The 26,170-nt window shown below is 57.8% G+C and carries 15 protein-coding genes and 1 pseudogene; 8 read left to right on the forward strand and 8 right to left on the reverse strand.

Translation table 11 applies throughout. The features are described from left to right. Window positions 1-140: 140 nt before the first annotated feature. The 3 genes from AC3WP4_RS04930 to AC3WP4_RS04940 all read right to left on the reverse strand — a co-directional run bounded on the left by AC3WP4_RS04930 (window position 141) and on the right by AC3WP4_RS04940 (window position 4,199). Entirely contained in the window at window positions 141-1,721 is a 1,581-nt protein-coding gene (locus tag AC3WP4_RS04930; RefSeq protein ID WP_102614369.1) for an aldehyde dehydrogenase (NADP(+)), read from the reverse strand. Between the two features lie 10 nt (window positions 1,722-1,731). After that, window positions 1,732-2,724, reverse strand: coding sequence for an AraD1 family protein (gene araD1, locus AC3WP4_RS04935; protein ID WP_102614370.1), 993 nt, complete (start codon window positions 2,722-2,724; stop codon window positions 1,732-1,734). A gap of 152 nt (window positions 2,725-2,876) precedes the next feature. Next, a complete protein-coding gene (locus tag AC3WP4_RS04940; protein ID WP_102614371.1) occupies window positions 2,877-4,199 on the reverse strand; it encodes an MFS transporter in 1,323 nt (440 codons plus the stop codon). A 193-nt stretch (window positions 4,200-4,392) separates the two neighbouring features. Between AC3WP4_RS04940 and AC3WP4_RS04945 the strand changes: the two genes are divergently transcribed. The 3 genes from AC3WP4_RS04945 (at window position 4,393) to AC3WP4_RS04955 (ending at window position 11,861) form a co-directional block, all read left to right on the forward strand. Then, on the forward strand, window positions 4,393-6,129 hold the full coding sequence (locus AC3WP4_RS04945; RefSeq protein WP_102614372.1) for an IlvD/Edd family dehydratase: 1,737 nt from the start codon (window positions 4,393-4,395) through the stop codon (window positions 6,127-6,129). A 178-nt stretch (window positions 6,130-6,307) separates the two neighbouring features. After that, complete coding sequence (locus AC3WP4_RS04950) at window positions 6,308-7,027, forward strand: FadR/GntR family transcriptional regulator (protein ID WP_156886757.1); 720 nt, start codon at window positions 6,308-6,310, stop codon at window positions 7,025-7,027. Window positions 7,028-7,142: 115 nt separating this feature from the next. After that, window positions 7,143-11,861, forward strand: a complete 4,719-nt coding sequence (locus AC3WP4_RS04955) for a dermonecrotic toxin domain-containing protein (protein ID WP_102614373.1) — start codon at window positions 7,143-7,145, stop codon at window positions 11,859-11,861. A gap of 66 nt (window positions 11,862-11,927) precedes the next feature. On the opposite strand, the gene AC3WP4_RS04960 is transcribed toward AC3WP4_RS04955, so the two are convergent. Beyond that, complete coding sequence (locus tag AC3WP4_RS04960) at window positions 11,928-14,312, reverse strand: efflux RND transporter permease subunit (RefSeq protein WP_074876892.1); 2,385 nt, start codon at window positions 14,310-14,312, stop codon at window positions 11,928-11,930. 28 nt (window positions 14,313-14,340) lie between these two features. Next, window positions 14,341-15,414 carry a WD40/YVTN/BNR-like repeat-containing protein gene (locus AC3WP4_RS04965; protein ID WP_102614374.1) on the reverse strand — a complete coding sequence of 358 codons (1,074 nt, stop codon included), beginning with the start codon at window positions 15,412-15,414 and terminating at the stop codon, window positions 14,341-14,343. Window positions 15,415-15,789: 375 nt separating this feature from the next. Between AC3WP4_RS04965 and AC3WP4_RS04970 the strand changes: the two genes are divergently transcribed. The 4 genes and pseudogenes from AC3WP4_RS04970 (at window position 15,790) to AC3WP4_RS04985 (ending at window position 18,648) form a co-directional block, all read left to right on the forward strand. Further along, window positions 15,790-16,431 (forward strand): DUF1345 domain-containing protein, encoded by a 642-nt coding sequence (locus AC3WP4_RS04970; RefSeq protein ID WP_102614375.1) that lies wholly within the window; start codon window positions 15,790-15,792, stop codon window positions 16,429-16,431. A gap of 75 nt (window positions 16,432-16,506) precedes the next feature. Further along, window positions 16,507-17,346, forward strand: coding sequence for an AraC family transcriptional regulator (locus tag AC3WP4_RS04975; protein WP_074876897.1), 840 nt, complete (start codon window positions 16,507-16,509; stop codon window positions 17,344-17,346). Between the two features lie 51 nt (window positions 17,347-17,397). Next, window positions 17,398-18,037 (forward strand): annotated as a pseudogene (locus AC3WP4_RS04980) (LysE family translocator). Window positions 18,038-18,222: 185 nt separating this feature from the next. Next, window positions 18,223-18,648, forward strand: a complete 426-nt coding sequence (locus tag AC3WP4_RS04985) for a hypothetical protein (RefSeq protein WP_102614376.1) — start codon at window positions 18,223-18,225, stop codon at window positions 18,646-18,648. A gap of 157 nt (window positions 18,649-18,805) precedes the next feature. Here AC3WP4_RS04985 and AC3WP4_RS04990 read toward each other — a convergent pair whose 3' ends face one another. From AC3WP4_RS04990 to AC3WP4_RS05000, 3 genes are all read right to left on the reverse strand, one after another. Next, window positions 18,806-21,175 carry an autotransporter outer membrane beta-barrel domain-containing protein gene (locus tag AC3WP4_RS04990; protein WP_256581122.1) on the reverse strand — a complete coding sequence of 790 codons (2,370 nt, stop codon included), beginning with the start codon at window positions 21,173-21,175 and terminating at the stop codon, window positions 18,806-18,808. Window positions 21,176-21,516: 341 nt separating this feature from the next. Beyond that, window positions 21,517-23,676, reverse strand: a complete 2,160-nt coding sequence (locus tag AC3WP4_RS04995; RefSeq protein WP_102614378.1) for a hypothetical protein — start codon at window positions 23,674-23,676, stop codon at window positions 21,517-21,519. Between the two features lie 313 nt (window positions 23,677-23,989). Beyond that, a complete protein-coding gene (locus AC3WP4_RS05000; RefSeq protein ID WP_102614379.1) occupies window positions 23,990-24,865 on the reverse strand; it encodes a hypothetical protein in 876 nt (291 codons plus the stop codon). A 236-nt stretch (window positions 24,866-25,101) separates the two neighbouring features. Between AC3WP4_RS05000 and AC3WP4_RS05005 the strand changes: the two genes are divergently transcribed. Next, window positions 25,102-26,127: a LacI family DNA-binding transcriptional regulator gene (locus AC3WP4_RS05005; protein ID WP_102614380.1), complete on the forward strand. Its 1,026-nt coding sequence runs from the start codon at window positions 25,102-25,104 to the stop codon at window positions 26,125-26,127. The last annotated feature ends 43 nt before the right edge of the window (window positions 26,128-26,170 follow it).

A 26,170-nucleotide genomic window follows, 5' to 3' on the forward strand; every position in this document is an offset into this window, starting at 1 on the left:
ATAGCTCATCACACCGCAATGATCGTTCCCACGCTCTGCGTGGGAATGCCTCTTCGGACGCTCTGCGTTCGGCTTTGAAGGGACGCAGAGCGTCCCGGGCTGCATTCCCACGCAGAGCGTGGGAACGATCAGTCACAGGTTTAGAGGGCTTCGCGCGAAGGCTGCCCATCCACCAACCGCTGAATACGCAGCGGATTGCCATTCTTCAAGGCCTCCGGCAGCAGGCTGTCCGGATAGTTCTGGAAGCACACCGGGCGCAGGAAACGGTCGATGGCCAAAGTGCCCACCGAGGTTCCGCGCGCATCGGAAGTGGCCGGATACGGACCGCCGTGGACCATCGAATCGCAGACTTCCACGCCAGTCGGATAGCCGTTGAGCAGGATCCGTCCGACCTTGAGTTCCAGCAACGGCGTCAGCTCAGCGAACTGCTCAAAATCCGCCGGCTCGCCAATGATCGTCGCCGTCAGCTGGCCGCGCAGGCCGTTCAACGCGGCGCTGAGTTGCGCCTGATCGGCGACCTCGACGAACACCGTGGTCGGGCCGAACACTTCTTCCTGCAGCACTTCGTCGCCATTGACCAACAGGCTGACATCGGCCTTGAACAGCTGCGGTTGCGCCTGATTGCCCTGTTGCGCACTGCCGGCCAGGTGCTCGATGCCGGGGTGAGCGAGGAGTTTTTGCAGGCCTTTGCCATAGCTGCTCAGGGTCCCGGCATTGAGCATGGTTTGCGCCGGCTGATCGCCGATCAGCCCCGCCACCTGTTGCACGAATGTGGTGAATTGAGGCGAACGAATACCAATCACCAAGCCGGGATTGGTGCAGAACTGACCACAACCCTGGACCACCGAAGCAGTCAGGTCACGAGCGACCGATTCGGCGCGAACGTGCAGCGCCTGCGGCAACACGATTACCGGGTTGATGCTCGACATCTCGGCGAACACCGGAATGGGCTGCGCACGTGCTGCGGCCATGTCACACAACGCCCGGCCGCCCTTGAGCGAACCGGTAAAACCAACCGCCAGAATTGCCGGATGCTTGACCAGCGCTTCGCCGACGCCACCGCCGTAGATCATGTTGAACACGCCGGCCGGCATACCGGTTTTCTCGGCGGCGCGGATGATCGCGTCGGCCACCTGTTCGGCCGTGGCCATGTGACCGCTGTGGGCCTTGAACACCACCGGGCATCCGGCGGCCAATGCCGATGCGGTGTCGCCGCCAGCTGTGGAGAACGCCAACGGAAAGTTGCTGGCACCAAATACGGCCACCGGGCCGAGGCCGATGCGGTACTGACGCAGGTCCGGACGCGGCAACGGTTGGCGTTCAGGCAACGCTTGATCGATCCGCGCACCGTAGAAATCACCGCGACGCAGCACCTTGGCGAACAAACGCATCTGACCGCTGGTGCGACCGCGTTCGCCTTGAATCCGAGCGGCGGGCAGCGCGGTTTCGCGGCAGACCAGCGCCACAAAGTCATCGCCCAGCGCGTCCAGTTCATCGGCAATCGCGTCGAGAAATTGCGCCCGACGTTCGGCGCTCAGGCTGCGATAGGCCGGGTAAGCCGCGGCGGCAGCCTTGGCGGCGGCATCGACTTCTTCCGGCGTCGCCTGGGAGAAATCGTACGGCAGGGCTTCGCCCGTGCTGGCGTCGACGCTCTGTAGTTTGAGCTGGCCGGCCGCACTGCGCTGACCGCCGATGTAGTTGTGACCAAGAATTCGGGTCATGCCTATCTCCTTAAAGGGGGCTAACGGTGCCGGGCTCGAACGCTGCTTCAACCGGTGCAATCCCGTTGATCAACGGTGCACCGAACTCGGCCTGACTGATCTCGAACACGTCACCCGGCCGGGTGCGAATGCCGTCGGCAAAGGACAGCGTCGCGGTGCCGAAGAAATGAATGTGCACATCGCCCGGGCGCAGGAATTGGCTGTACTTGAAATGGTGGTACTCGAGGTTTTCCAGGCTGTGGCACATGTTGGCCTCGCCACTGAGAAACTCGTTCTGCCACAGCACTTCGCCGTCACGCAGGATGCGGCTGGTGCCTGCCAGATGCTGCGGCAATTCACCGACGCGAAGTTCCGGTCCGTAACTGCAGCTGCGCAATTTGGAGTGGGCCAGGTACAGGTAATTCTTGCGTTCCATCACGTGATCGGAGAACTCGTTGCCCACGGCAAAGCCGAGTCGATACGGTTTGCCGTCGTGGCCGATGACGTAGAGCCCGCTGAGCTCTGGTTCCTCCCCCGCGTCTTCGGCGAACGGTGGCAACGGGAACGGTTGGCCCGGACGCACGACGATGCTGCCGTCGCCCTTGTAGAACCATTCCGGTTGTACGCCGGCCTGCCCCGCTGTCGGTTTGCCGCCCTCAACGCCCCATTTGAAGATGCGCATGGTGTCGGTCATCGCGGCTTCATCGCCGACTTGCTGATGCATCTTGTCCCGGGCCGACGCGCTGCCCAGATGGGTCAGGCCCGTGCCGCTGACCAGCATGTGCGCCGGGTCCGGATGATCCAGCGGCGGCAGGATGCGCAACTTGGCCAGCAGTTCGGCATAGTCATGGCTGATGCCCAGGCCCAGGGTTTTCACCTGCTGCTCAAGATTGACCCCGGCCTCTATCGCGGCCAACGCCAGGTCGCGAACGGTGCGCGCGTCTTGCACTTCGCGCACCCGACCGTCTTCGACCACGCCCACCCGGCGCTCGCCGTTACTCAATTCGAACTGAACTAAACGCATGAACCTTCTCCTGTTATTCAAAACACCACCGATCCCTGTGGGAGCGGGCTTGCCCGCGATGACGGCGGCACATTCACAAATGATGTGTCAGGTAGATTGCTATCGCGGGCAAGCCCGCTCCCACAGGGATGGTGGTCATCACAATATGCGGGTCAGGTGCGGGTAGCCCCACGGGCACTGGCAGCGAACTGGTCGGTTGGCAATACGTGCTTGCGCTCCAGCAGGCGATAAACCACACCGGTCAATACCAACCCGAACACCATCACACCCGACAGGAAATACAGACCCGAAGCCAGGTTGCCGGTGTATTCCTTGAGCGCGCCGATCACGAACGGACCGATGTAGCCGCCGAGGTTGCCCACCGAATTGATCAACGCGATTCCCGCCGCCGCACTGGCGCCGGCAAAGAAGCGGCCCGGCAAAGTCCAGAACACCGCGGTGCAGGAAAACAGCGCGAAGGCCACCAGGCATAACGCCGCCAGTTGCAGCACCGGCACCGTCAGCCAGGCGCTGAGGAACAGGCCGATGGCACCCAACACGTAAAGCACCGCCAAGTGGCCGTAGCGATCATTCAAGCGGTCGGAACTGCGCGGAATGATCAGCAACCCGATGATCCCGAAGATGTACGGCACCGACGACACGAAACCGGTCACCAGATCCGTACCACCGAACTGCTTGATCAAGGTCGGCAGCCACAAGCCCAGGCCGTAGATGCTCAGCGTCACCGGCAGATAGAACAAAGCCAGCAGCAACACGCGTTTGTCCTTGAGGGCGTGCAACGGATTGCCGTGGCGGGTCTGCCCGTATTCTTCAAGATCCTTTTTCAGTTCGCCGGTCAGCCAGTCCTTTTCAGCCTGGTCCATCCACTTCACCTGTTTCGGACCGTCCGGCAGCCAACGCAGCACTGGCCAGGTCAACAGGATCGCCGGAGCACCGATGACGATGAACAGCCACTGCCAGCCATGCAGGCCAAGAATCCCGTCCATGCCGAGCAGCCCCCCGGACACCGGGCCGGTGATCAACATGGCGATGGGTTGCGACAGGATGAACAGCCCGAGGATCTTGCCGCGATGGCGCACCGGGAACCACTGGGTGATGTAGTAGAGAACGCCCGGGAAGAACCCGGCTTCCGCCGCACCGAGCAGAAAGCGCATCACATAGAAACTGTGCGGCCCCTGGACGAAGGCCATACCGATGGTGATGGCGCCCCAAGTGACCATGATCCTTGCGAACCAGCGCCGTGCGCCGAAGCGTTCGAGCATCAGGTTGCTGGGGATTTCCAGCAGGAAATAGCCAATGAAAAACAGCCCGGCACCCAGCCCGTAAGCGGCGTCACCGATGCCGAGGTCGGCGCCCATGTGCAGCTTGGCGAAGCCTACGGCAGAGCGATCCACATAGGCGATCAGGTACAGCAGGATCAGGAAAGGAATGAGTTTTAGCGTGATGCGACGAATAAGCCGCAGTTCCTGGCTCATGAGATCGGTCTCCGATTGTTGTTGTTATAGAACCTCGGGGGACGCCTCTCGCGGAAAACCGCCAGGGCAATCCCTCCGTTGAACTGGACTATATAGTAATACTATTTACGCAACAACACTTCCAAACAGGCGAATTTGCGCTTATGTTACGCCTCAGCTCGAACAATATAGTCATACAATAAGAGAACCGATCATGACTGATAAGAAACCCACCCTGCGCTCCGCCCAATGGTTTGGCACTGCCGACAAGAACGGCTTCATGTACCGCAGCTGGATGAAGAATCAGGGCATCGCTGACCACCAGTTCCATGGCAAGCCGATCATCGGCATCTGCAACACCTGGTCGGAACTGACCCCGTGCAACGCGCATTTCCGCCAGATTGCGGAGCACGTCAAACGTGGGGTGATCGAAGCTGGGGGCTTTCCCGTGGAATTCCCGGTGTTCTCCAACGGCGAATCGAACCTTCGTCCGACCGCCATGCTCACCCGCAACCTGGCGAGCATGGACGTCGAAGAAGCGATTCGCGGCAACCCGATTGACGGTGTCGTACTGCTGACCGGCTGCGACAAAACCACCCCGGCGTTGTTGATGGGCGCGGCCAGTTGCGACGTGCCGGCGATCGTCGTCACCGGCGGGCCGATGCTCAACGGCAAACACAAGGGCCAGGACATCGGCTCGGGCACCGTGGTCTGGCAACTCAGCGAACAAGTAAAAGCGGGCACCATCACTATTGACGATTTCCTTGCGGCCGAAGGTGGCATGTCCCGTTCGGCCGGCACGTGCAACACCATGGGCACCGCGTCTACCATGGCCTGCATGGCCGAAGCACTGGGCACTTCCCTGCCCCACAACGCGGCGATTCCAGCGGTCGATGCGCGTCGTTATGTGCTGGCGCACATGTCCGGCATGCGCGCGGTGGAGATGGTTCGCGAAGACTTGAAGCTGTCGAAAATCCTCACCAAAGAAGCCTTCGAAAACGCCATTCGCGTGAACGCTGCCATTGGTGGTTCGACCAACGCCGTGATCCATTTGAAAGCCATTGCCGGGCGCATCGGTGTCGAGCTGGATCTGGATGACTGGACCCGCATCGGTCGAGGTATGCCGACCATCGTCGACCTGCAACCGTCCGGGCGTTTCCTGATGGAAGAGTTTTACTACGCTGGCGGCCTGCCAGCGGTGCTGCGTCGTCTGGGTGAGGCCAACCTGATTCCGCATCCGAATGCCTTGACCGTCAACGGCAAGACCCTTGGCGAGAACACCAGGGACGCGCCGATCTATGGGCAGGACGAAGTGATCCGCACCCTCGACAACCCGATCCGTGCCGACGGCGGCATTTGTGTGTTGCGCGGCAACCTCGCACCACTGGGTGCGGTGCTCAAGCCTTCAGCCGCCAGCGCCGAACTGATGCAACATCGCGGGCGTGCGGTGGTGTTCGAGAACTTCGACATGTACAAGGCGCGGATCAACGATCCGGAGCTTGAGGTGGATGCCAACTCGATTCTGGTGATGAAGAACTGCGGTCCAAAGGGTTATCCGGGCATGGCCGAAGTCGGCAACATGGGCTTGCCGGCCAAGTTGCTGGCCCAGGGTGTGACGGACATGGTGCGCATTTCCGATGCGCGCATGAGCGGCACGGCGTACGGCACTGTCGTTCTGCACGTCGCCCCGGAAGCGGCCGCTGGCGGACCTTTGGCGACGGTGAAAGAAGGTGACTGGATCGAACTCGATTGCGCCAACGGTCGTCTGCACCTGGACATTCCCGACGCCGAACTGGCCGCGCGCATGGCCGATCTGCAACCGCCGCAGCAACTGATCGTGGGGGGTTATCGTCAGCTGTACATCGATCATGTGTTGCAGGCGGATCAGGGTTGCGATTTCGACTTCCTGGTCGGCTGCCGTGGCTCAGAAGTACCGCGCCACTCCCACTAACACCTTCCGTTGATCGTTCCCACGCTCTGCGTGGGAATGCAGCCCGTGACGCTCCGCGTCACTTCCCGCGTGGGACGCAGAGCGTCCCTTGATGCATTCCCACGCAGAGCGTGGGAACGATCACCGCGCGCCTGTTATCATGCGCGGCACCCCACCCCACAGGATCGCGCCGCTCCCCATGGATTACCGCAAACCCTCCGACCGAAAAAGCATGCACTCGCGCATCGTCCAGGAACTGGGCATGCAGATCGTTTCCGGACGCTTCAAGCCGTGCGACAAACTGCCTGCCGAAGCCTTGTTATGCGAAGAGTACGCGGTCAGTCGCCCAGTCCTGCGCGAAGCCACCCGGGTTTTGGTCGCCAAGGGTCTGGTGTATTCCCGTCCGCGCGTGGGCACGGTGGTCAAGCAGCGCAAGGAATGGCACATGCTCGATCCGGATGTGCTGCACTGGCTGATGCAAAGCAGCCCGCAAAATGAATTCTTCGACCTGCTGACCAGCGTACGCAGCATCATCGAACCCGCCGCGGCCGCCCTCGCCGCACAGTTCGCCACGGACGCGGACATCGCCTCCATCGGTGAAGCCTACCAACGCATGGAAGCGGCGCCGACACCGGAAGCGCTGCTGCAACCGGACCTGGATTTCCATAGCCGGATTGCCGATGCGACCCATAACGACTTGCTGGCCAACCTGTGCAACATGCTATCGGTGGCGATTGCCGAAGCCTTGAAGCATTCCAACCAGCGACCGAACCTGCATGAACTGGCATTGCCCCGGCACAAGGCAATTCTGACGGCGATCGAGAACCGGGATGCGCTGGGTGCGCGGCATGCGACGCTGGTGCAGCTGGATGATGCGCGGAGTGCGTTGAATGCGGTGTTGGGCGCTGATCCCGAGTAATCAGCAGTCAGGGGCACGACCCTGTTCAACCAATGAGGGTGCGGTATCCGGCTACCGCACCCGGCAATCGCCTGTCCCGTAGGCTCATGATTCCAATCATGCAAAGGATTGCATCATGCCTACAGCTCCATCGCCGGACACCACGGCGTATACCGACGTCACAGCCCGCGCGGTCAGCGCACAGTTTGGCACTCGTCCGACATTACGCTCGGTAACCGCCCACCTGCTCCAGAGCAGCCTGCTGGAAAAATATCCGTCACTGGATTTCGATCCCGAGCGCACTCGTCTCGCACAGCCGTTCTCCGGGGGCGGCTGGACGCTCACCCTGTTGCTCGACGTGGCGCTCAACTACCTGGCGAGCGGCACTGCACCGCGGCTGGACGAACAGTACGGTCGCCAGTGTTTTCTAACCAACAAAGCGCCCGTGCGCCTGTCGGTCGATAGCACCCGCCGTCGTGAACCTGATATGCAAATTATCGCGGGCATCATGGCTGAATTGACCGCCACTGTTCATATCGGCTTCCAGGAAGACCTCAGTGCCTATTGGAACGCAGCGACCGACAATAGCGTCAGTCGCTGGCAATGGATTGCTGATTTGCTGGCCGGCGTGCTGAAAACCTCCTCTGTTCGCCACTCGTCAACCAACAGCCTGCAAGCCGACCTCCTCACCGAGCTCTGCAACAACCCCGATAAACAGCAGCGCCTTGAGGCTCCCGGGTCCAAAGGCAGGATCCACGCCTGCTTCATCGAAACCACGTTGAGCAAAGATCAGCTGTCGGTCAGCCTGCAAAGTCCTGACATTTTGCTGATCTGCGGTGAAACCCGTCTGCTGTGCAGCGTGTCCGGTGACATCGAATCATTTCCGTCCCTTGAGGCGTTCGGGCGGGCCTGGTGCGCACGGTTTGAACCGGGCCTGATGGCCGATGCCATTGCCTGGAAACGTTACGAACCTGACGGCAACCTTTTCGACACCCAGGCAGCCCTGCTGCTGAACCAACAGCTCGAAGACCTGGCCGCGCTGACGCTGCCGGCACGCACTAGCCTGGACGACCTGGAAAAACGCTACGAGGCCATCACCGATCCGGCCACGCGATTCATTGGCGCCCAGGCGAGCATTGGAACAGACCTCACTCACCTTCCCCTAATACAGGAAACGATTCCCCAGTGGTTGCAAAAGGCCGAAGCTACCGACCGCATGGCCTATCGCAAACAGGTGCTGGCCCTCGCAAGCCTCAAGCAACAGGCGGCAGGCCGCTCGTTTCAGACGGGTATCGACGACCTTCATACCTTCGCCAAAAAAGCGCTGCGTCAGCAGATGAGCGAAGATCGACCCACCGCCCCCGACTATGACGCCGATCAGCTGGAGCTCACCTTCCATGTACCCGTCGGCGACTTGGGCAGCGGTTATATTCACCGGACCAAAATGTCGTTGACTCAACTGGCAATCAATAACCTGGCCAGTAGACCCAATGGCCGAATAACCATCCGTCACACCGCAGGCCTGGTGATTCAAGACTGGGTCACCGAGGCTTATCTGTTGGATTTGGTCAACCGGGTGAATATCGGCAAACAGTACCCTGAGTTAATTCAGGCCCAATTGCTTGACGACACCCCGCAAGCGCGGGAACGCCAGCGACTGTTCGGCCTGGAGCTTGCCGTTCACTTGCCGATGTTGGCCCTGGAACAGGCGATCAAGGCTGAACAAGGCTTCACTCGTCAGGGCTATCGCTACGTCGAAGCGTTGATGCACGGCACCAGGGCTGAGCGATTCGTGGACGAGCAGGAAATTGTCCTGCGCCCCCTGGCTTTCCAAAGAAAGCCACAGGCCGAGTGCGACGTGGTCAGCAACATGTTCATCATCGAACCCCGTGATCTGCACGCCGATGGTCCGCACATCCTCTACCGACCGCTGTATGTTCCGGCGCTCCAGCAATTCCCGACCCGCCAAGCCCTGTGGCGCGCCATTGCGCAACCGGGTCAATTGCAGAGCAGCGTACTGACGTGGCTGACGGACCGTGCACGACCTGTCTACGACAACAACGGACTCAACGAACCACACATTATTCACTTCCACGTTGGCGATGATTTCGTACCACTTCAAAAGCCGAAACCGGCGATTCTGGCAGGCAACGAAGCCGCCGCCGACTGGATCGCGGCGCTGGAACACGGTCGGTTGCTAATGCAACTGTTCGATAGTAATGCCCGTGCATTGGTCGAACTGGCTGACCGGCAATCGGTGTCCAATGCCGAGAGCCGCTGGGCGATCATCCTCGAAGGTGGCTGGCTGCTGTTCAACAACCTGCTTTTACCCCTGGCGCGCGGCCCCGCCATGCTGGTGGGCTGGATGCTGCAAATTACCCATAGCCTGATCCAGGACCTGCCAGCGCTGGACAGCAATGACGCCATGTCGCGGGAGCAAGCCTGGGTCGATGTGTTGCTTAACATTGGGCTGTTACTGCTGCATGCGCCACTTCGCGAAGCCAGCCCCAACGCACTCCCCCCCAACGCTGCCCCAGAGTTTGCGCAGGTGTTGGCCCCATTGCGTCAGCCCACCGCGCACCCCTTCGATACAACCAGGGCTGAAATCACCGAGGCTTCGCCGGGATTACCCTCCGAGCCACCGGGCAGTGGCAACACCCTGCTGGACTTCAACCTGTCTACCGCTCGCGATTCAGCCTCGGCCCGATTGTTCGAAAAACTCAAGGCCGTGCGGGTTCCGTGGCCGGCTAAGCTGCCAGACCCGATTGCCTCCGGCCCATTCAAAGGGCTGTACCGAATCAACGACAAATGGCACGCCACCGTCGCAGCCCTGTTTTTTCGCGTGAGCACCGTACCGGGATTTGGCGAGGTCTATCTGGTACACCCTGAACATCCTGATCATCCCGGTTTCAAACTGAAGTCCGATGGCCAAGGCAGATGGACCCTGGACCAAGGGCTGAAACTGCTCGGCGGTGGCCGCAAAAAAAGAATTGATGCGTTGCGCGAGCAACAACAACAGCGAATCGGGGAGCTGGAGCAGCAGTTTCAGGACTTTCTCGATCAGCAGGATCGCACGGTAAGACGCGTCGACATTGCCGACAACCTGGCACAGTTGAAACTCAAGAGCCCTTCCAGCACTGAGCAAGAGCGCTCCACTTTCCGCCAGCGGTACGTCCAGGAGCTGGACATCCAGACTCAAAGCTACGTAACGCTAATCGCCGGCATCAAGGAAAAAAGCGCTTTGACGGGCCTACCTGTCGACGAAAAAATGCGCAGCGTATTGCTGGGCAACATCATCAAAAATGAACGTAAACGGATTGTCATGGCTGACCATGATCGTGAAGCCGCCAACGCGAACTCCTCTGAGTTCAGCACTGCAGGGCGACTTTATGAGGCGCTGATTACCGGGGACGAAGGACTCTGGGATCGCTACCTCGACTTTGTACGCACAACCAGCGAAATCAATGAAGTCATGATCAAGTCCTATGAAGAAGTGGACAAGCGGCTGCAAGAACTTGAACAGATCCCCCAGCTGGGTGCGCAAGCGCTGGAAGAGTTGAACAAGGGTCGACCGGAAAACGAGCTGACAGCCCTAAGGGTCAAGATTTTTCAACTGATTACCCTGCGAATCCTCAGCGTCCAGACACTCCTGAGCGACACCACCACCGCCCTGGAAGCAGCCATCGACCCCTTGGTGATGCTGTCCCGGTCCCATGCGGAATTACAGTCTGCCCATGTTTATGAATCCTCGGACCGCATCGCTGTGCTCGACAACCTGGTCGACCGCTACAACAAGGCGCAGGACGCCCTGGGGAGTATCGAAATCTTCAGCGCCGATGAGTTACATATGCCGGCATTCAACCGCTTGCGCGAGATCATCGAGCAATTGCGCGTCGATGCCGAGCAGCGCCTGGCCGATGAACTTCAAAGGTCGTCACCCGCACAGGCGCAATCATCCACGCAAGAAGCGGGTACTTCGAAAGGAACAGCCGGTGGCAGGAAGCCTTCCACGGCCAGCCGGAAAAAGGTGATCAAAACGTCCAAAGGTATGTTGATTGGCGACGTTCGCCCGAACACCGACAATCAGGGCGGCGAAATCGTTGACATAAAAGGGCCTATGGAAGACAGCCCCTTGACGTCTTTCCGTGAAGACTCGCCCGATGTCTGGGTCGAAATGGTTGCAGCCAAAACACCGGAACCCAAAGCCACCTCCCGCCCCTACCCGCAACTCAAGGGCGACGCCCGCAAAGCGTTGGCGAAAGTCGATGAGCAGGTCAGGAAGATCGAGGGCTACGCACAACGTGCAAGCTCACCCAAGGAAATCGAAGAGCAGTTGCAACGTGAAGCGCAAAAGCTCATGCATTTCGCCGACAAGCTGGAAAACCATGAGCACGCCCCGTCAACCGGCGAAAAAGACGCCACACTTCTCACCGAACTGCGGGACAAGGCCCGGGTTCTGGAGAACAAGGCAACGGAACTGCGCACCCGCATGACGTTGTACCAGGCTCCCACCAGCGAGGGATTGGAATACCTGCAACATCACAACCAACTTTACGCGCGAATCATTGGCGCACGGGTCCAGCTGAAAACCGGGCGCAAGGATTTCGTGCAGGAGTACGTCTTGCTCAACCGTGAAAACCAACCCTGGTGGTATGGTCATTTTCACTACGCAAAGGCCAACGATGCCAAGGCGAACTACACCCAGGCACACTTGAAAACCAGGGAGCAACGCTACGAAACCTATGAATCGGCCTTGGCGAAGGCCAAGGACCCGAAACAAAAGATCGAAATACATCATGGATTCATCACTAAATCCTTGGCCGAGCAAAGCTTTCTACCCTTGGAACCACGCTGATCCGCGTTTGGCACCCATAAAAAAGCCGCAACCCTGAGGTTGCGGCTTTTCTATTACAGCCTGGAATCAGTGAGCGAACAGCGAGTTGCCTTTCTGCCCCGCCAGTTTCTCCGGTTTGATCAGGAAGCGTGCCAGCGCCGGCAAAAGCCACAGCGCGCCGAACATGTTCCACAGCAGCATGAAGGTCAACATCAGGCCCATGTCGGCCTGGAACTTGATGGCCGAGAAGATCCAGGTGCACACGCCGATCGCCAGGCACAGGCCGGTGAACAGCACGGCTTTACCGGTGGACTTCAGCGTCTGGTAGTACGCCTCTTGCAACGGCAGACCAGCACGCAGGAAGCTTTCCAGACGGCTGTAGATGTAGATCCCGTAGTCCACGCCAATCCCCACCCCGAGCGCCACGACAGGCAAGGTCGCGACTTTCACGCCGATGCCCATGAAGGCCATGAGGGCGTTGCCGAGTACCGAAGTCAGTACCAGCGGCAGCACGATGCACAAGGTCGCGGCCCAGGAACGGAAGGTGATCATGCACATGGTCGCCACGCAGATGTACACCAGGATCAGGATGGTCAGCTCGGACTCCTTGATCACCTCGTTGGTGGCCGCTTCGATCCCGGCGTTACCGGCCGCCAGGATGAATTCCAGGCCTTCCTTGTTGTTCTCCTTGGCGAAGTCTTGCACCGCATGCACGGCGCGATCCAGCGTGGCGGCCTTGTGATCGTTGAGGAACACCAGCACCGGCGCCAGGGAGCAACTGTTGTTGTACAAACCATCAGCCCGAGCGATCGAGTTGTTCAGCACGTCCGGGTTACGCGACAAGGTTTCCCATTTCAGGTTGCCTTCGTTCATGCCCTTGATCATCTGCTTGGACACGGTCACCAGCGAGATCGCCGACTGCACGCCCTCGGTGTTCTGCATCTTCCACATCAGCTCGTCGATCGGCGCCATGGCCTCGTAGCGCGAGCATCCTTCGGACTTGGTCTTGACCATCACCACCAGCACGTCGGAACTGGTGGAGTAATTGCTGATGATGAAGTTGTTGTCCTTGTTGTAACGCGAGTCCGGACGCAGTTCCGGAGCGCCCTGGTCCAGGTCACCGATTTTCAGGTTCTGGCTGTACCAGAGGCCGCCGCTGAAGGCCAACAAGGCCAGGATGATCGACACCGGCGCCACTTTCGGGCTGGCAAAATTTGACAGCAGGCGCCAGAACGGGTGTTCGCGGTGCGCGTCTTTCTTGCTGCGTTCGACTGCGCGTTTGCTGATGCCAACGTAGGAAATAGCCACTGGCAGCAGAATCAGGTTGGTGAACACGATGACCGCCACGCCGATCGACGCGCCGATGGCCAGTTCACGAATCACGCCGATGTCGATGATCAGCAGCGTGATGAAACCTACCGCATCCGCGAGGATCGCAATCATGCCGGGCAGGAACAGCTGACGGAACGTGCGCCGCGCCGCAGTCAAGGCGTTTTCTGCCTCGCTGGACTGCAAGGCGATACCGTTGATCTTCTGCACACCATGGGAAATACCAATGGCGAAGATCAGGAACGGCACCAGCATCGAGTAGGGATCGAGCCCGAAACCAAAGAAATGCATCAAACCGAGCTGCCAGACCACCGCCACCAGCGTGGTGCTCAACACCGCCACGGTGCTGCGCATGCAGTTGGTGAACCAGTAAAGCAGGACCAACGTGATGACGAAGGCGACGCCGAAGAACATCACCACCATGACCAGCCCATCGATCAGGTCGCCGACTTTCTTGGCGAAACCGACGATGTGGATCTTCACGTTAGGATTCTGGGCTTCGAACTTGTTGCGGATCTTGTCTTCGAGCTCGTGGGAGAACTTGCGATAGTCCAGCGCCAGCAACTTGCCCTGGTCCTGCGGGTCCGGGTAGGACTCCAGCAGCGGGATATCGACAATGCTCGACTTGAAGTCGTTGGCCACCAGACGCCCGACCTGACCCGACTTGAGTACGTTGTTGCGCAACAGGTCGAGGCTTTGCTGGGAGCCGTTGTAGCTCTGCGGAATCACTTCGCCACCGGCGAAGCCCTCCTCTGTCACTTCAGTCCAGCGTACGCTCGGGCTCCACAGCGACTTGAGACCGGAACGGTCAACACCGGAAATGTAGAACACCTCGTCATTGATCTGACGCAGAGTCTCCATGTACTCCTTGGAGAAGATGTCGCCATCAGTGGCTTCCACCGAGATCCGCACCGTGTTGCCCAGGTTCGCCAGATCGTTGCGATGCTCCATCATCTTTTGAATGAACGGATGCTCGAGCGGGATCATTTTTTCGAAACTGGTGGACGGCCGGATCAGCGTCGCTTGCCAGAACAGGAAGATACTGACCAGCAGGCAGATGAAGATCACTGCCGGGCGGTTGTTGAAAATCAGGCGTTCGAGAAACGTCGCCTTGTCTTGATGATGAGTGCTCAAGGATGTCATAGACCCGCCTTCTTATTATTTGCCCGGCTCATTTGGACGACCCATTTTTTCCGTTCTCTGCGCCGGCGCCGGTTGGCGAAGTGACGCGAACGCCACCCTGTCCTGCCAGGATCAGATTACCGTTGCCCGCTGCGGTGACTGCCGAGACGGAAATGCGATCCGGGCGGTTGAACACGCTGAAGGTTTCGCCGTCGTCGTTGCTGCGGATCACCGAGCCACCGTTGCCGACGATCACGATGGAACCGTCGTCGAGCAGCGTCGCACCAGACAGACCGAATTCCAGTGCGCCGCGAGCGGCCTGGAGCTCAATCGGCTCCCAGGTGGTACCGAAATCGGTGGAGCGAAACAGATTGCCCCGCAGTCCGTAGGCCAGCAGCGTATTGGCTTGAGCGGTGCCGATCACGCCAAACAGTGAGCCCTCATAGGGACCTTCAAGCTTCTCCCAGCTCTGGCCCCAGTCGGCGGAGCGGAACATGCTGCCCTGCTCGCCAACGATGAACAGACCGGAATCCTTGACCGCGGCGATGGCGTTGAGGTGGTACTGGTCTTCGTTGTCGAGGCGATCGCTGACATCTTCCCAGTTCTTGCCGCCGTCGGTGGTGGCCAGCAACGCGCCGTAAGCGCCTACGGCAAAGCCGCTGTTGACGTCCTGGAACCAGACGTCGAGCAGCGGCGATTCGCGTTTCAGGTCTTCGAATTGCTTGGCCCAGGTGACGCCGCCGTCCTCGCTCGCGAGGATCTGCGCATCATGGCCGACGGCCCAACCGTGCTTGTCGTCGACGAAATACACCGACGTCAGCAGTTGCCGCGTCGGCACCTTGGCCTGGGTCCAGGTCGCGCCCTGGTCATCGGAATACAAAATGTGCCCGCGATCACCGACCGCCACCAGACGCTTGCCGGCGTGAACGACGTCGAGCATCAGGCTTTTGCTGGCTTTGGCAGATTCAACGGAATAGACAATGTCGGATGCTGGCGCAGCAGCGGCCAGCACAGGTGCCGACAGCATGGCACAGCCCAACAGCGAGAGCGCTGTAGCCAGCAACGCGAATTTGCGTAATGCCGGCGGGCGGCAGATACCCACACCCATGACAGGCTCACTCATAGACCTTCCCCCATTATTATTGTTAGGTCGTTCAACCTTTCTGGGCGCCGTAAGGGCTGCTGTTTTAGATTGCCTTTTCTGAAGCATAGTCCTGAAATACGCAATCTAGAGCCACTTCGGAAGCTGGGCTTATCCTATCGGGGTTTGGAAAGGTATGACAATCGACGCCACGTTATGTTTTGTTAACTGAGGGGATAACGGGTGTGGGTGAATGAAAAGGCATTCGCAAGGGTGATTTCGATGGGAGTGTAAATCCGTTACTGCGATTAAGGCCGCCATCGCAAGCAAGCTTGCTCACATTCGACCTCACCTTGATGGTCACAACAGGACGCGCTGGGCTAAGGTGTTTGCAAAGCCCTGACGCATCGAGCCTCCATGTTCTTCCTCGCCCGCACCCACCCTCGCCTCACCTCTGCCGCTGCGCTTGGCATTGCCGTGGGCATCCTGGCGCCGTCCGACTCGGTCATCAGCAAAATCCTCTTCGGCTGGAACGCCGGAGTCTGGATTTACCTGGTCCTGATGTTCTGGCTCACCGCGCGCGCCAAAGCGCCGGATGTGAAACGTATTGCCGAGGTCGAAGACGAAAACGCCGGGTTGGTGCTGTTTATTGTAAGCATCGCCGCGATTGCGAGCCTGGCGACCATCGCCTTTGAACTGGCCGGCAGCAGGGAGCTGGAAACCACCCGCAAACTGTTGCACTACGGCTTTACGGCATTGACCGTAATCGGCTCATGGCTGCTGATCGGGGTGATTTTCAGCGTGCACTACGCCCGTCTGTTCTACACCTGGGCCGGCAAAGACCCTGCGCTGCGTTTTGCTGAAAATCTGACAACGCCCAACTACTGGGACTTCCTGTATTTCTCTTTCACCATCAGCGCGGCGGTCCAGACGTCCGATGTCGGCGTGGCGACCCGGGACTTGCGCAAGATTGTCCTGGCGCAGACGCTGATCGGTTTCCTGTTCAACACGGCCATTCTGGGGTTCTCGATCAACATCGCCGCGGGACTGTTCAATTGAGCCCTGCACAAACGTTCTAGTCATCCCCATTGGTGCGGCGTTAAATAAGTCGGTAACCCGTCTCGCAGGTGCAGCATGACTTCTCACAACTGGATCGACCTGGCCCAGGACGCCGACACCGGCATCGAGACCCTGCGCGCGCATTTCGAAGGCCATGCCTACGACCCGCACTGGCATGACAGCTACCTGGTGGGCGTCACCGAACAAGGCGTTCAGCAGTTCAATTGCCGCCGGGCGAAGCACCAAAGCACGCCGGGCAAGGTGTTTCTGCTCGAACCGGGCGACATCCACGACGGCGAAGCACCGACCGAAGACGGTTTCACCTACCGCATGCTGTACCTCGACCCGCAGTGGCTGAAACGTGAACTCAGCGCAGTCTTCGACAATGCCCCCGACAACAGTGAACTGAGTTTCGCCAACACCCTGGCCAGCGACTCGCGACTCGCCCATGCCACCAGCCTGGCGTTTCAAACCCTGCATCACGGTGAGCTGAAAATCGTCCGCCAGACCGCCCTCGACGGTTTGCTCGAACGCCTGACCAGTCACCTGCACTGGCGCGCCCGCTATGGCGAGGATCCGCGCCTGCCGCTGGTGGCGCAGAAGGCGCGGGAGTACCTGCACGCCAACGCTCAATACGACATCGGCCTCGACCACCTGGCCGCAGCAACGGGCGTTGATCGCTTCCGCCTGACCCGCGCCTTCAAGGCCGCCTATGGCATCGCACCGCACGCTTACCTCGTGCAATTGCGCCTGGCGACCGCCCGACGGATGCTTGCCCGTGGCGAGCAACCGGCGACGGTGGCAATGGAGCTGGGGTTTGCCGATCAGAGCCACCTGGGCCGCTGGTTCGTCCGGGCCTATGGCTTGACGCCGGCGTTGTACCGCAAGCGCTGCTCAAATCTTCCAGACGCATGACCCGGACTTTGTGAGCATCAGCTCCTGAGATCATTCACGGAGTCCGCTGCCATGTTGTCCACCTTTCCCACGTTGCTGCCATTTTTACTGTTCGCTTTCGTCGCCTCGATTACGCCGGGGCCGACAAACATTTTGGTGCTGAGCAACAGCGCGAGGTACGGCTTCAAAGCCGCATTGCCATTTATTTTTGGAGCTTGCATCAGTGCCGCGATGATTGTCTGGCTGGTGGGCAGCGGGTTTGGCAAAGTGCTGAACACATACCCGGGAACTGGAACAGCGACGCAGGTAATCGGCAATGTCTGGTTGACATACCTGTCCTGGCAGATTTTTCTGCGCGCCGCTCGACTCAATGGTTCCGACCAAAAAACCGTCCGTGCAGCCACGACAACCTGGCTTGGTGGATGCTGCAGCCCTTCAATTGATCAATCCCAAGACCTGGATGATGGCGCTCGCAGTGGTCAGTGTATTTGTGCCAGACGACAATGAGAAAAGCACCGCGCTGTTGCAACTCTCTGTGATCTTTTTTCTGGTGGCGCTTCCCTGCCTGGGTGCATGGGCGGTAGTGGGCGCTCAGGCGGGCAGACGGCTACGTTCCCCCCACGCGCAGAAGTATTTCAACCGAGCGATGGGAATTCTCCTTTGTGGCGCAGTCTGGTTACCGCTGTTAATGATATGGACGACATCGCTATAACGGCGTTAATCACTCCCCAATACAACTTAAGAAGACACTTTACACTCACAGATTCCGCCTCTTGTAAACTGTCAAGCATGACAGTTTACAAGAGGCTCGAAGCACGCTCTTATGGGACATCCAGAGTAAGGCTATCCTTTCCGAACTTTGGATAACCTACTTCACGAATAACGGAGAGCGCATCCATGAACGCAGTCGTTAAACGAGTCAGCTTTGCTGAAGGAAATTTTGTCACCGCTTCAGCTCAGAGCAATAGTAACTTCCCGGAATTTATTGCCACTTCGCGACTGATTGAAAAAATCAAAGTCGGCAGCACTGAAGTTGTGTTACTAACTGCCATTGAGCGAGTAAATAAAAAACTTCGGGAAATCTATATCAGTGTTCCCGCCGACCTTACGCCCCGGACTTATAACGTACAGAACAATGGCCAAGTGTCTTTCGGTCTGAAAGTCGACGACAACATTTATGAAAGCGTCGCCGGTGAGATCACCCTCAATCCGCCCCTTGACGACAAAAACATGGCCGGTAGTTTCAAAGTAGAAGTCGAAGTGCCTGACAGTGATGGCAAGACCTTTGTTATCAAAGGTAATTTCCAAGTATTGAAGGCGTAAGCTCCCAGCCACAATAAAAAAGGGAAGCCATAGCTTCCCTTTTTTTACTGCCAATGATCTGCGCGCCTTTTTAGTCCAGTTCATTCAGCGTACCTGTAAAAACGCCCGAGACAGTGCCCGGGCGTCTGGTAATGCCTATGTGTTTCTGCGCCAAGGTTCAGAAACTGAAATGTGCCCCCATGTTCACACCAAAGTCTTTGGTTACGTTATCTCCTTTGCTGGTGTCCAGTTCCGCATGCAACTGCCAGCGTTCGTTTAATGTCCAGGACGCTCCGGTGGCTACTTCGAATCGAGTACCGGACAGGTCATTATTGAACTGGTTGTCATTGACTCGAACTTCGTTATTTTTGACAAATTCCTGGACCACCGCGGCACGAATATGCGGTTGCAACTTGCTGCCATTGGCCAGCGTCATGCCGCGTCCCAGTGTCACACCTGCCTTGCCTAGCAAGGAACGCGTGGTATCGGCGTCCGCCTTCAGCCCATTGTCCAGGCTAAATTCTTTTCCTTGTGCCGCTGCCGCTTGCCACTGAGTGAACGGTTCGATGTAGTAACCGTTCTGGAACTCGATGTGTTTGCCGAACTCGACCGATGTACTGGCGCCGAAATTGTTGTAGTTCCCCTTGGTCTTGGTGCCATCGCTCATAGTAACGTCGGCCTCGTTACGGAAGTGATTGAGTTTGGCTAATACATCCAGATAGTAACCGCTGTCGCCCAGCCAGGTGCCGTAAACACCCAGCGATGTACTGTCGATGTCCCCTGAGCTGCCGCGCTTCAAGTCCAGGCTGGATTTGCTGTAGCCGGCAAAAACGCCGAGCAATACTTCCTCGCCAGCGATCTGAACCGGCGTGTCGACACCAATCGACAGACCATATTGGTTTTGTGTATAGCCATCCCCATACGCATTGTTACTGATGGTGTATTTACTGCCGAATGTGCGAGCCCAACCGCCCGTCTGGCCGCCATTGACCCGTAAGTCGCCCATGCGGTTGTTCAACAACACCATTTCTGCGTAACTCACGGTAGGCGCGGTGCCAAATATCGCCAATACCGAACGCGTCGGAGTACTGACCTCTTCTTTATTTGGCTTCAGATACCAATCATCGCCTTCCTTGACCAAACCATAGGTGAAGGCACCCACATCAACCGGACCATTGGCCAGACCAAATTGAGCACTGCCACCTTGGGTTTGTACGACTTTGATCGGTGTATCAACCACCGGGTCAGCGCCGCTGCTGGCGACCAGCAACTGGTGACTACCGGCCGAGCTGCCCGTGACGCTCAACAGGTCGCTGGTACCCCTGTAGAAATCAGTACCCATCTCGAACGTACCGCTTCCAGACAGATTGGCGACGTTCAGTTGGAAATATTGCGCGTTAGTGCCAAATCCAACACGACCGCCGTTGAGTGCAAGGCTGTTGATCGACTGACTGTCGGTCATCTGCCACAGGGCCTGATTATTGATCGATAGGCTGGCGACGTTGTTGACCTGCCCAGTGAGTACAGAACGGTTATCCAATGTCAGCGTGGAAACGCTGCCAGGCGCAGCGGTCACATTGCCGGTCATGTTGCTTTGGTTATTGATCGATACTCTGGCGACACCTTCCAGGTCACCGACAAGTGTTGAAGCATTGTCGATGATCAGACTGGATGCACCCACAACATTGCCAGTCATACGCGCCTGATTATTGAGAGTCGCGGTACTGACGTTTTGCAAGTTACCGACCAGCGATGCATTATTTTGCAACGTGACGTTGGCGGTACTTCCAGAAGCGGCCACCACATTGCCACTCAGCGCACTGTTGTCCACCACCAGGTTGGCCGTGGCTCGATTGTTGATGGCCACGAGGGTGCCGTTACCCGCGATCAGCGTCGAGCCATTACGGACCACCAGGTTTGCCGACGTCGGTACGAGCGAGTTGTTCAGGCCCACAACAATGGCTGAGCCAGTCGAGCCCTCTAGCCGCGTGCTGTCCAAAGTAATCGTCGAAGAAACTAACGCTGTCGGGAGTGTGTCGGTACCAATCGTCAACCCGTCCCGGCCACCGATGATCGTGGCGCCGCTGGCATTGAGGGTTCCCTCAAGCAGGCGTACACCGAAACTGTTCGCCCCAGTGCCTTGCACTGTGGAGTTGTTAAGGTTTAATTCGCTGAAACGATTACCCGCAATACCACCCAGTAAACCGCGAACAACACTGCCGTTATTTAGCGTTACGGTTGAACCACTGGGGACTGCCACGTTGCGTACGGCGGATATACCGATGTCGTTGGTGCTGATAACGGTTGAATGATTCAGCGTCGCACTGGCATTGGTTAACACAATACCTCTGGTCAGCCCACCTTCTCCCGAAGAAGTAGCCGTCGAGTTGGTCAGGTTGATGACACCGCCGGCACTGCTGGTTAAACCGAAGGTGACAGCCCCCGTGCCTGTTAGCGTGGCGTTGTCCCCAAGCTGCCAGAAATCCTGTGCAGTGGTGTTATCAAGTGTCTGGTTGCCCCCAGGTAAAACAATGGCTGCCTGCGTCATTGACGCACTCATGGCGAACAAGGATGAAGACACCAAAAGACTGATGTGTTTTCGTTTCAAACAACTAACTGACTGTAATGTCATTCTGAATTTCCCGCTCTATTACATTCCAAGACAAACAAGCCAACAACCCAGGAAGTTAATGAGTCGGACTATTTAAAGGCCGCCAGCCTACTGTTTATCCGCACATTGTTATGTAGGATTAATCCTGCGAGACGTATGAAAAGTCCTCAGTCGTTGTGATGACTCGAAAAAAACGATGTAGGAGATTTCGTCAACCCCTCCATATGGGCGACAGTTCTTACGCCCATATGGAGAGGATTACTGACGTGACATGCCGATCAAAGTGCTTCCGGGCGCTCTACTTCGCAGTACACAAAGCTGGAGTTAATTAGCGCGACCGGCACGATCACCGAAGACTCCGTTCCGTTGACGGTATAAGCAATGCGCGCATAACGAGTAGCAGGTCGCGTCGGCGTGGTTGCCGGCGGTACTGGTGGCACTGGAGGCAGTTGAATCTCGCGCATGGCCGCGTAATTGGTTAATCGGAACTCAAGATCACCCGTCGCCGGCATCGGCAACGACGCTTCGATCAGAGTATTGGGAATTACCGGAGCTCCCACGGTGTTAGTTGTCTGCCCCTCAAATCGCAGATTGACCATCGCGCCGGTGGGAATATTGGTATCGCGTCTGACTCTGATCCGCAGGGCCCGGGGGAGATAAGTTGCTGGCGGCCCCACTGTCAATTGATGATTCAGGCTCGGACAATTGAGCACGGTCGCCACGCGATCCGGCGCTTCGAAGACTGAACCAATCATTTGCGGCGCAGGCAAGTTAATGACAATAGCCGTGACATCAACATTGGTATCAATCGCTTGTTTCATTGGATTGGCACCGCCAGGGAACCCGACCGTCACATAGGCTTTTCGGGCGTTCACGCCAGTTCCGTTTTTCTCTGTCTGAATCGTCTCCCACGGCAGAGTGGTAGTGACTGCAGTGTCGCCAGCTCGTACCGGGATGGGTGCTCCGACCTGTTTGCCTTGATAGTAGAACGTGACAATCTCACGCCCGGTCACCGGCCGGGCCGGGTCCGTGGGCCAAAGCGGCCAAGTCATCGTGGCGTCCAAAAGGGCTTGCTGTGGCCCCAGTGTGTTGGGGGTGGGTGCTGGCGTTCCCGCGCCTTGGACCACGACTGGAAGGATATTGAGGTTGTCCTCACCGGGCAGGTTGGGTTGCTCTGGACCGGCATAGGTGAAATCAACAGTCGCTGTTGCCAGCGGAGAAACAGGGGGTACTGGAATCGTTGACCGCACCAACTCGTACCCATAGTCGATCGATACATCATCAGTGCCATTGGCGTTGCCAAAAAGCGGCGCCAGGTCGGTTTCATACTCCAAAACAAAGCGCAGAGGGCCAAGGGTTCCATCCGGCGGAATAGACTGCTCCGGCAGAAAGACAGTATCGTGGATTGAACTCAGGGACGGAATAATCCTGTCCCCCTCTAACGAATGGAGCGGAAACTCAATTTCCATCACCACGCGGCTAGGCGCAGGATCTCTTACGGCCGCGAAGGTAATCGGCGTAAGGCCGTCAGCGCCTGTGATTGGAATTCTTGCTGGCCTCAGAACAGGGGCGGGGGCTTTGACCACCGAGAAAATGTTAGTAATTTGCGAGTTGTGGCTGATATTGCCCGGCAGGTCCCGAAGGTTATAAGCGTAATAGTGCTCCCCCTCGGGCAGCCCGCGCAGGAAGGCCAGCGGGATATTGATAATGCCACTGGCAGGTAATACGCCGCTGAATGCCGGCGGCTCACCTTGCATCAGTGCAAAAGTCAATCGCGTCGAAATGTAGAAGTTGATGACGTCCACACCGGCTTCAAACTTGGTGTAGGCGGTGGGAACGGTCACGTTCAAACCACCGGCATTGGCAGGGTCGGCGAGCCAGGCGTCGTTGATGATCACATTGGGCACTGTCACCAGTGCAGGCCGCAGCTTGGCCCGCTCCGGCTGGACCTGATATGGGGCAGTAAGGTCCACCAGCGGACGGGCAAGGTTGGCCACGGGCGTTGTATCCGGGTTTTCGAACTCGTCATAGACCGCAAACCCGAAGTAATAGGGCGCGTAGTCGCCTGTTGCATGGTAGTGATCCAACATCAATGCCCCAAGGGTCAGGCTATCGGATTTATCACCGACCCGATCATCGAGGCTGACTGTAAATTCAATGTTTGTCGGCCAGACACCTCCTGGCTGATCGGCCCTCAACATGGCATTCCCGACCCGGCTGGATTTGTTGGCGTCATCGAAGTTTACGGACGTGGGTAAAGTAGCGAAAAAATGAAGTTCCACCGATGTACTGTTCGGGTCCGTAAGTGTTGTCACTCGTACGGTAAACGTTCTCGTCACCCTCAATTGCTCATACGTAAACCTGCCGTCGGGGGTCAAACCGTCAATCACCGGTGCCACAGCCAAAATGCCACCGCCCATATTTGCCTTTACGTTCATTTTCAGAGACTCCAGCCAAGCGTTGATTATTGACTTGCGCTTACTTATTGAGCCGGCGGAGAGCTTCGCGACAACAGCTGCATGTTTCATGCACTGCAAGTGCAAAAAATCCGGCTTTGAAGCGGCACAAGACGTACGGGACAAGCGTTAAAACATCTACCAATTACAACTCACCTGATTTACTTTGAAGCGACATGCTTCGACAACGCTTAGTTGCAGCGTCAATCAGGGTTTACGGCCTATAAAACCTATCAAAACTTCAAACATTCAACTCACTTACATCCAAACAACATTTTCCGATTCTTTAACATGCCTATCTTTTACAGGTGTCATGTTCACGATCACAATGAAAGATTTCACCTGGAACAACCCGGTCAAACTTAGCCCAACCTACATCGGATTGGCCCATCGCAGTTCCACCGCGATAAAGTGTGTAACGTGCCGACGCCGAACCTGTCGTGCCTGCCTTGCCATCTGTCTTTATCTCTATCTTGCCCATTGGTGCGATGTATCGTTCAAATTTGTCCGCCCCCAAAACAAAATCGAAACCGATGGGGGAGTCGGCATCCTGTTTAGTCAGCTTCTTTACAAACCGGCCCGCAGTACCGGGGATTGCTCTAACGCCGTTCAGTGTGTAGAAACCCTCCCAATCCAGGATGCACTCATCATCTTCGGAAAACCGGCCGGGTTGCGCTGGAACGCGCACTTTTACTTCGTCCCACATTCGCGGCACTGAACAGCAAATGAAGTACCCCCAGAGTGTTGCGCTGGGGAACACCGGTTTAGCCAAATTGGTCGGCACCTGGCGCTTCAACGTGAACCGTTGTGGCAACGCTGTATCCGGGTTCCCGTTTTCTCCTAACGTCACCCGATACCACAGGCTGATCTCACCTTCACGTTGCAGGTACTGTGCCGGCAGATGGAACCGCGCGGGGATTGTTACCGGGACAGGAAAAAGGTTGCTATAGAAAAGCCTTTCAAGCAGTACACCCGGCTCCAGCACCCAGATTTCCAACAAGTCGCTTTTACCAATACAGACGGATGGCCCCTCCCACATGGGAATGTTCAGGTACACGCCTTTGGTCGATGCATCAGGCGGCAACTGCGCCGTCGGGTCGTTTGGATCTACGCCCTCCACAGTGAACGCTCGGGCGAACAAACCAATTCCGGTATTTGTTGTAGAAGCCATTTGTTGTTCCCCGGTTCAGAGTAATTGGGTGCGCATGGAACAAATTAGACCCGCTTATCTCATTGCCGCCTACTGTCACATTTGACAGGTAGCGCGACCGCTCGTCGGAATAACAACGCTTAGCTCCATCGATCGCGGCACGACTTGCTTGACGTACGACCCTTAATGGAGTTTCCTGAAACCGGTTTCAGCGCAGTATGCTCGAGCCTAATAACTCCAATAGAAAGGTCAACCTTTTGAACGATTTCTCCGCCGCCCAACGCAGCCGCGTGACCATGCTCGACGTCGCCGAACACGCCGGCGTCTCCAAGGCCAGCGTCTCGCGCTTCATCGGCGATGACCGCGCCCTGCTCTCCGATGCCATTGCCTTGCGCATCGAGCAGGCGATTGCCGAACTGGGCTATCGCCCGAACCAGATGGCCCGTGGCCTGAAGCGCGGGCGAACCCGCCTGATCGGCATGCTGGTGGCCGATATCCGTAACCCTTATTCGATTGCCGTGATGCACGGGGTGGAAACCGCTTGCCGTCAGCATGGCTACAGCCTGGTGGTGTGCAACACCGATCGCGATGACGAGCAAGAGCGTCAGCACCTGGCGTTGTTGCGCTCGTACAACATCGAAGGCTTGATCGTGAACACCCTCGGTCATCACCGCGACGAATTACGTGAACTGCACCGGGAAATGCCGCTGGTGCTGGTGGATCGCAAGGTCGAGCAGCTGGAAAGCGATCTGGTCGGGCTGGACAATCCTGACGCCGTTGAAATGGCCCTCGCCCATTTGCAAGAACGCGGCTATCGCGATGTGCTGTTGGTGACCGAGCCGTTTGACGGCACCAGTTCGCGGATCGAGCGGGTCAGCAGTTTCAAGGCGCAGATCGATCAACGTCCGATACTTCAAGGGACCATTGCCGAGACCGGCAGCGATCTGAGCACGCGTTTAAAAACCTTCCTCGACACGCCCGGCCCCGGCCCGAAAGCGCTGTTCTGCGCCAACGGTATCGCCGCGCTGGCCAGCACCCATTCGTTGCGTGAGTTGAAGTGCAATCTGTTCGAGGATGTCGGCCTGATTGCCCTTGATGATCTGGATTGGTACCCGCTGGTGGGTAGCGGCATCACCGCCCTCGCCCAGCCGACGGCCGAGATTGGTGCCAGCGCGTTTGAGTGTTTGCTCAAGCGTTTGCGCGGTGATGACGGGCCGGTGCGGACCCTGGATTTTTCGGCGCGGTTGATTGTGCGGGGGTCGACCCTTGGAAATTCTCGGTGACAGTTCTGGCCTCATCGCGAGCAGGCTCGCTCCCACAGGGGCC

The sequence above is a fragment of the Pseudomonas sp. FW305-20 genome, assembly GCF_058788075.1.

Bases quoted from the DNA above. Each gene is read 5' to 3' on its own strand.
- AC3WP4_RS04990 (WP_256581122.1), bottom strand. From the start codon at position 21,175: ATGACGCAGGCAGCCATTGTTTTACCTGGGGGCAACCAGACACTTGAT.
- AC3WP4_RS04995 (WP_102614378.1), bottom strand. From the start codon at position 23,676: ATGAACGTAAAGGCAAATATGGGCGGTGGCATTTTGGCTGTGGCACCG.
- AC3WP4_RS04945 (WP_102614372.1), top strand. From the start codon at position 4,393: ATGACTGATAAGAAACCCACCCTGCGCTCCGCCCAATGGTTTGGCACT.
- AC3WP4_RS04930 (WP_102614369.1), bottom strand. From the start codon at position 1,721: ATGACCCGAATTCTTGGTCACAACTACATCGGCGGTCAGCGCAGTGCG.
- AC3WP4_RS04965 (WP_102614374.1), bottom strand. From the start codon at position 15,414: ATGAGTGAGCCTGTCATGGGTGTGGGTATCTGCCGCCCGCCGGCATTA.
- AC3WP4_RS04955 (WP_102614373.1), top strand. From the start codon at position 7,143: ATGCCTACAGCTCCATCGCCGGACACCACGGCGTATACCGACGTCACA.
- AC3WP4_RS04975 (WP_074876897.1), top strand. From the start codon at position 16,507: ATGACTTCTCACAACTGGATCGACCTGGCCCAGGACGCCGACACCGGC.
- AC3WP4_RS04940 (WP_102614371.1), bottom strand. From the start codon at position 4,199: ATGAGCCAGGAACTGCGGCTTATTCGTCGCATCACGCTAAAACTCATT.
- AC3WP4_RS04985 (WP_102614376.1), top strand. From the start codon at position 18,223: ATGAACGCAGTCGTTAAACGAGTCAGCTTTGCTGAAGGAAATTTTGTC.
- araD1 (WP_102614370.1), bottom strand. From the start codon at position 2,724: ATGCGTTTAGTTCAGTTCGAATTGAGTAACGGCGAGCGCCGGGTGGGC.
- AC3WP4_RS04960 (WP_074876892.1), bottom strand. From the start codon at position 14,312: ATGACATCCTTGAGCACTCATCATCAAGACAAGGCGACGTTTCTCGAA.
- AC3WP4_RS04970 (WP_102614375.1), top strand. From the start codon at position 15,790: ATGTTCTTCCTCGCCCGCACCCACCCTCGCCTCACCTCTGCCGCTGCG.
- AC3WP4_RS05000 (WP_102614379.1), bottom strand. From the start codon at position 24,865: ATGGCTTCTACAACAAATACCGGAATTGGTTTGTTCGCCCGAGCGTTC.
- AC3WP4_RS04950 (WP_156886757.1), top strand. From the start codon at position 6,308: ATGGATTACCGCAAACCCTCCGACCGAAAAAGCATGCACTCGCGCATC.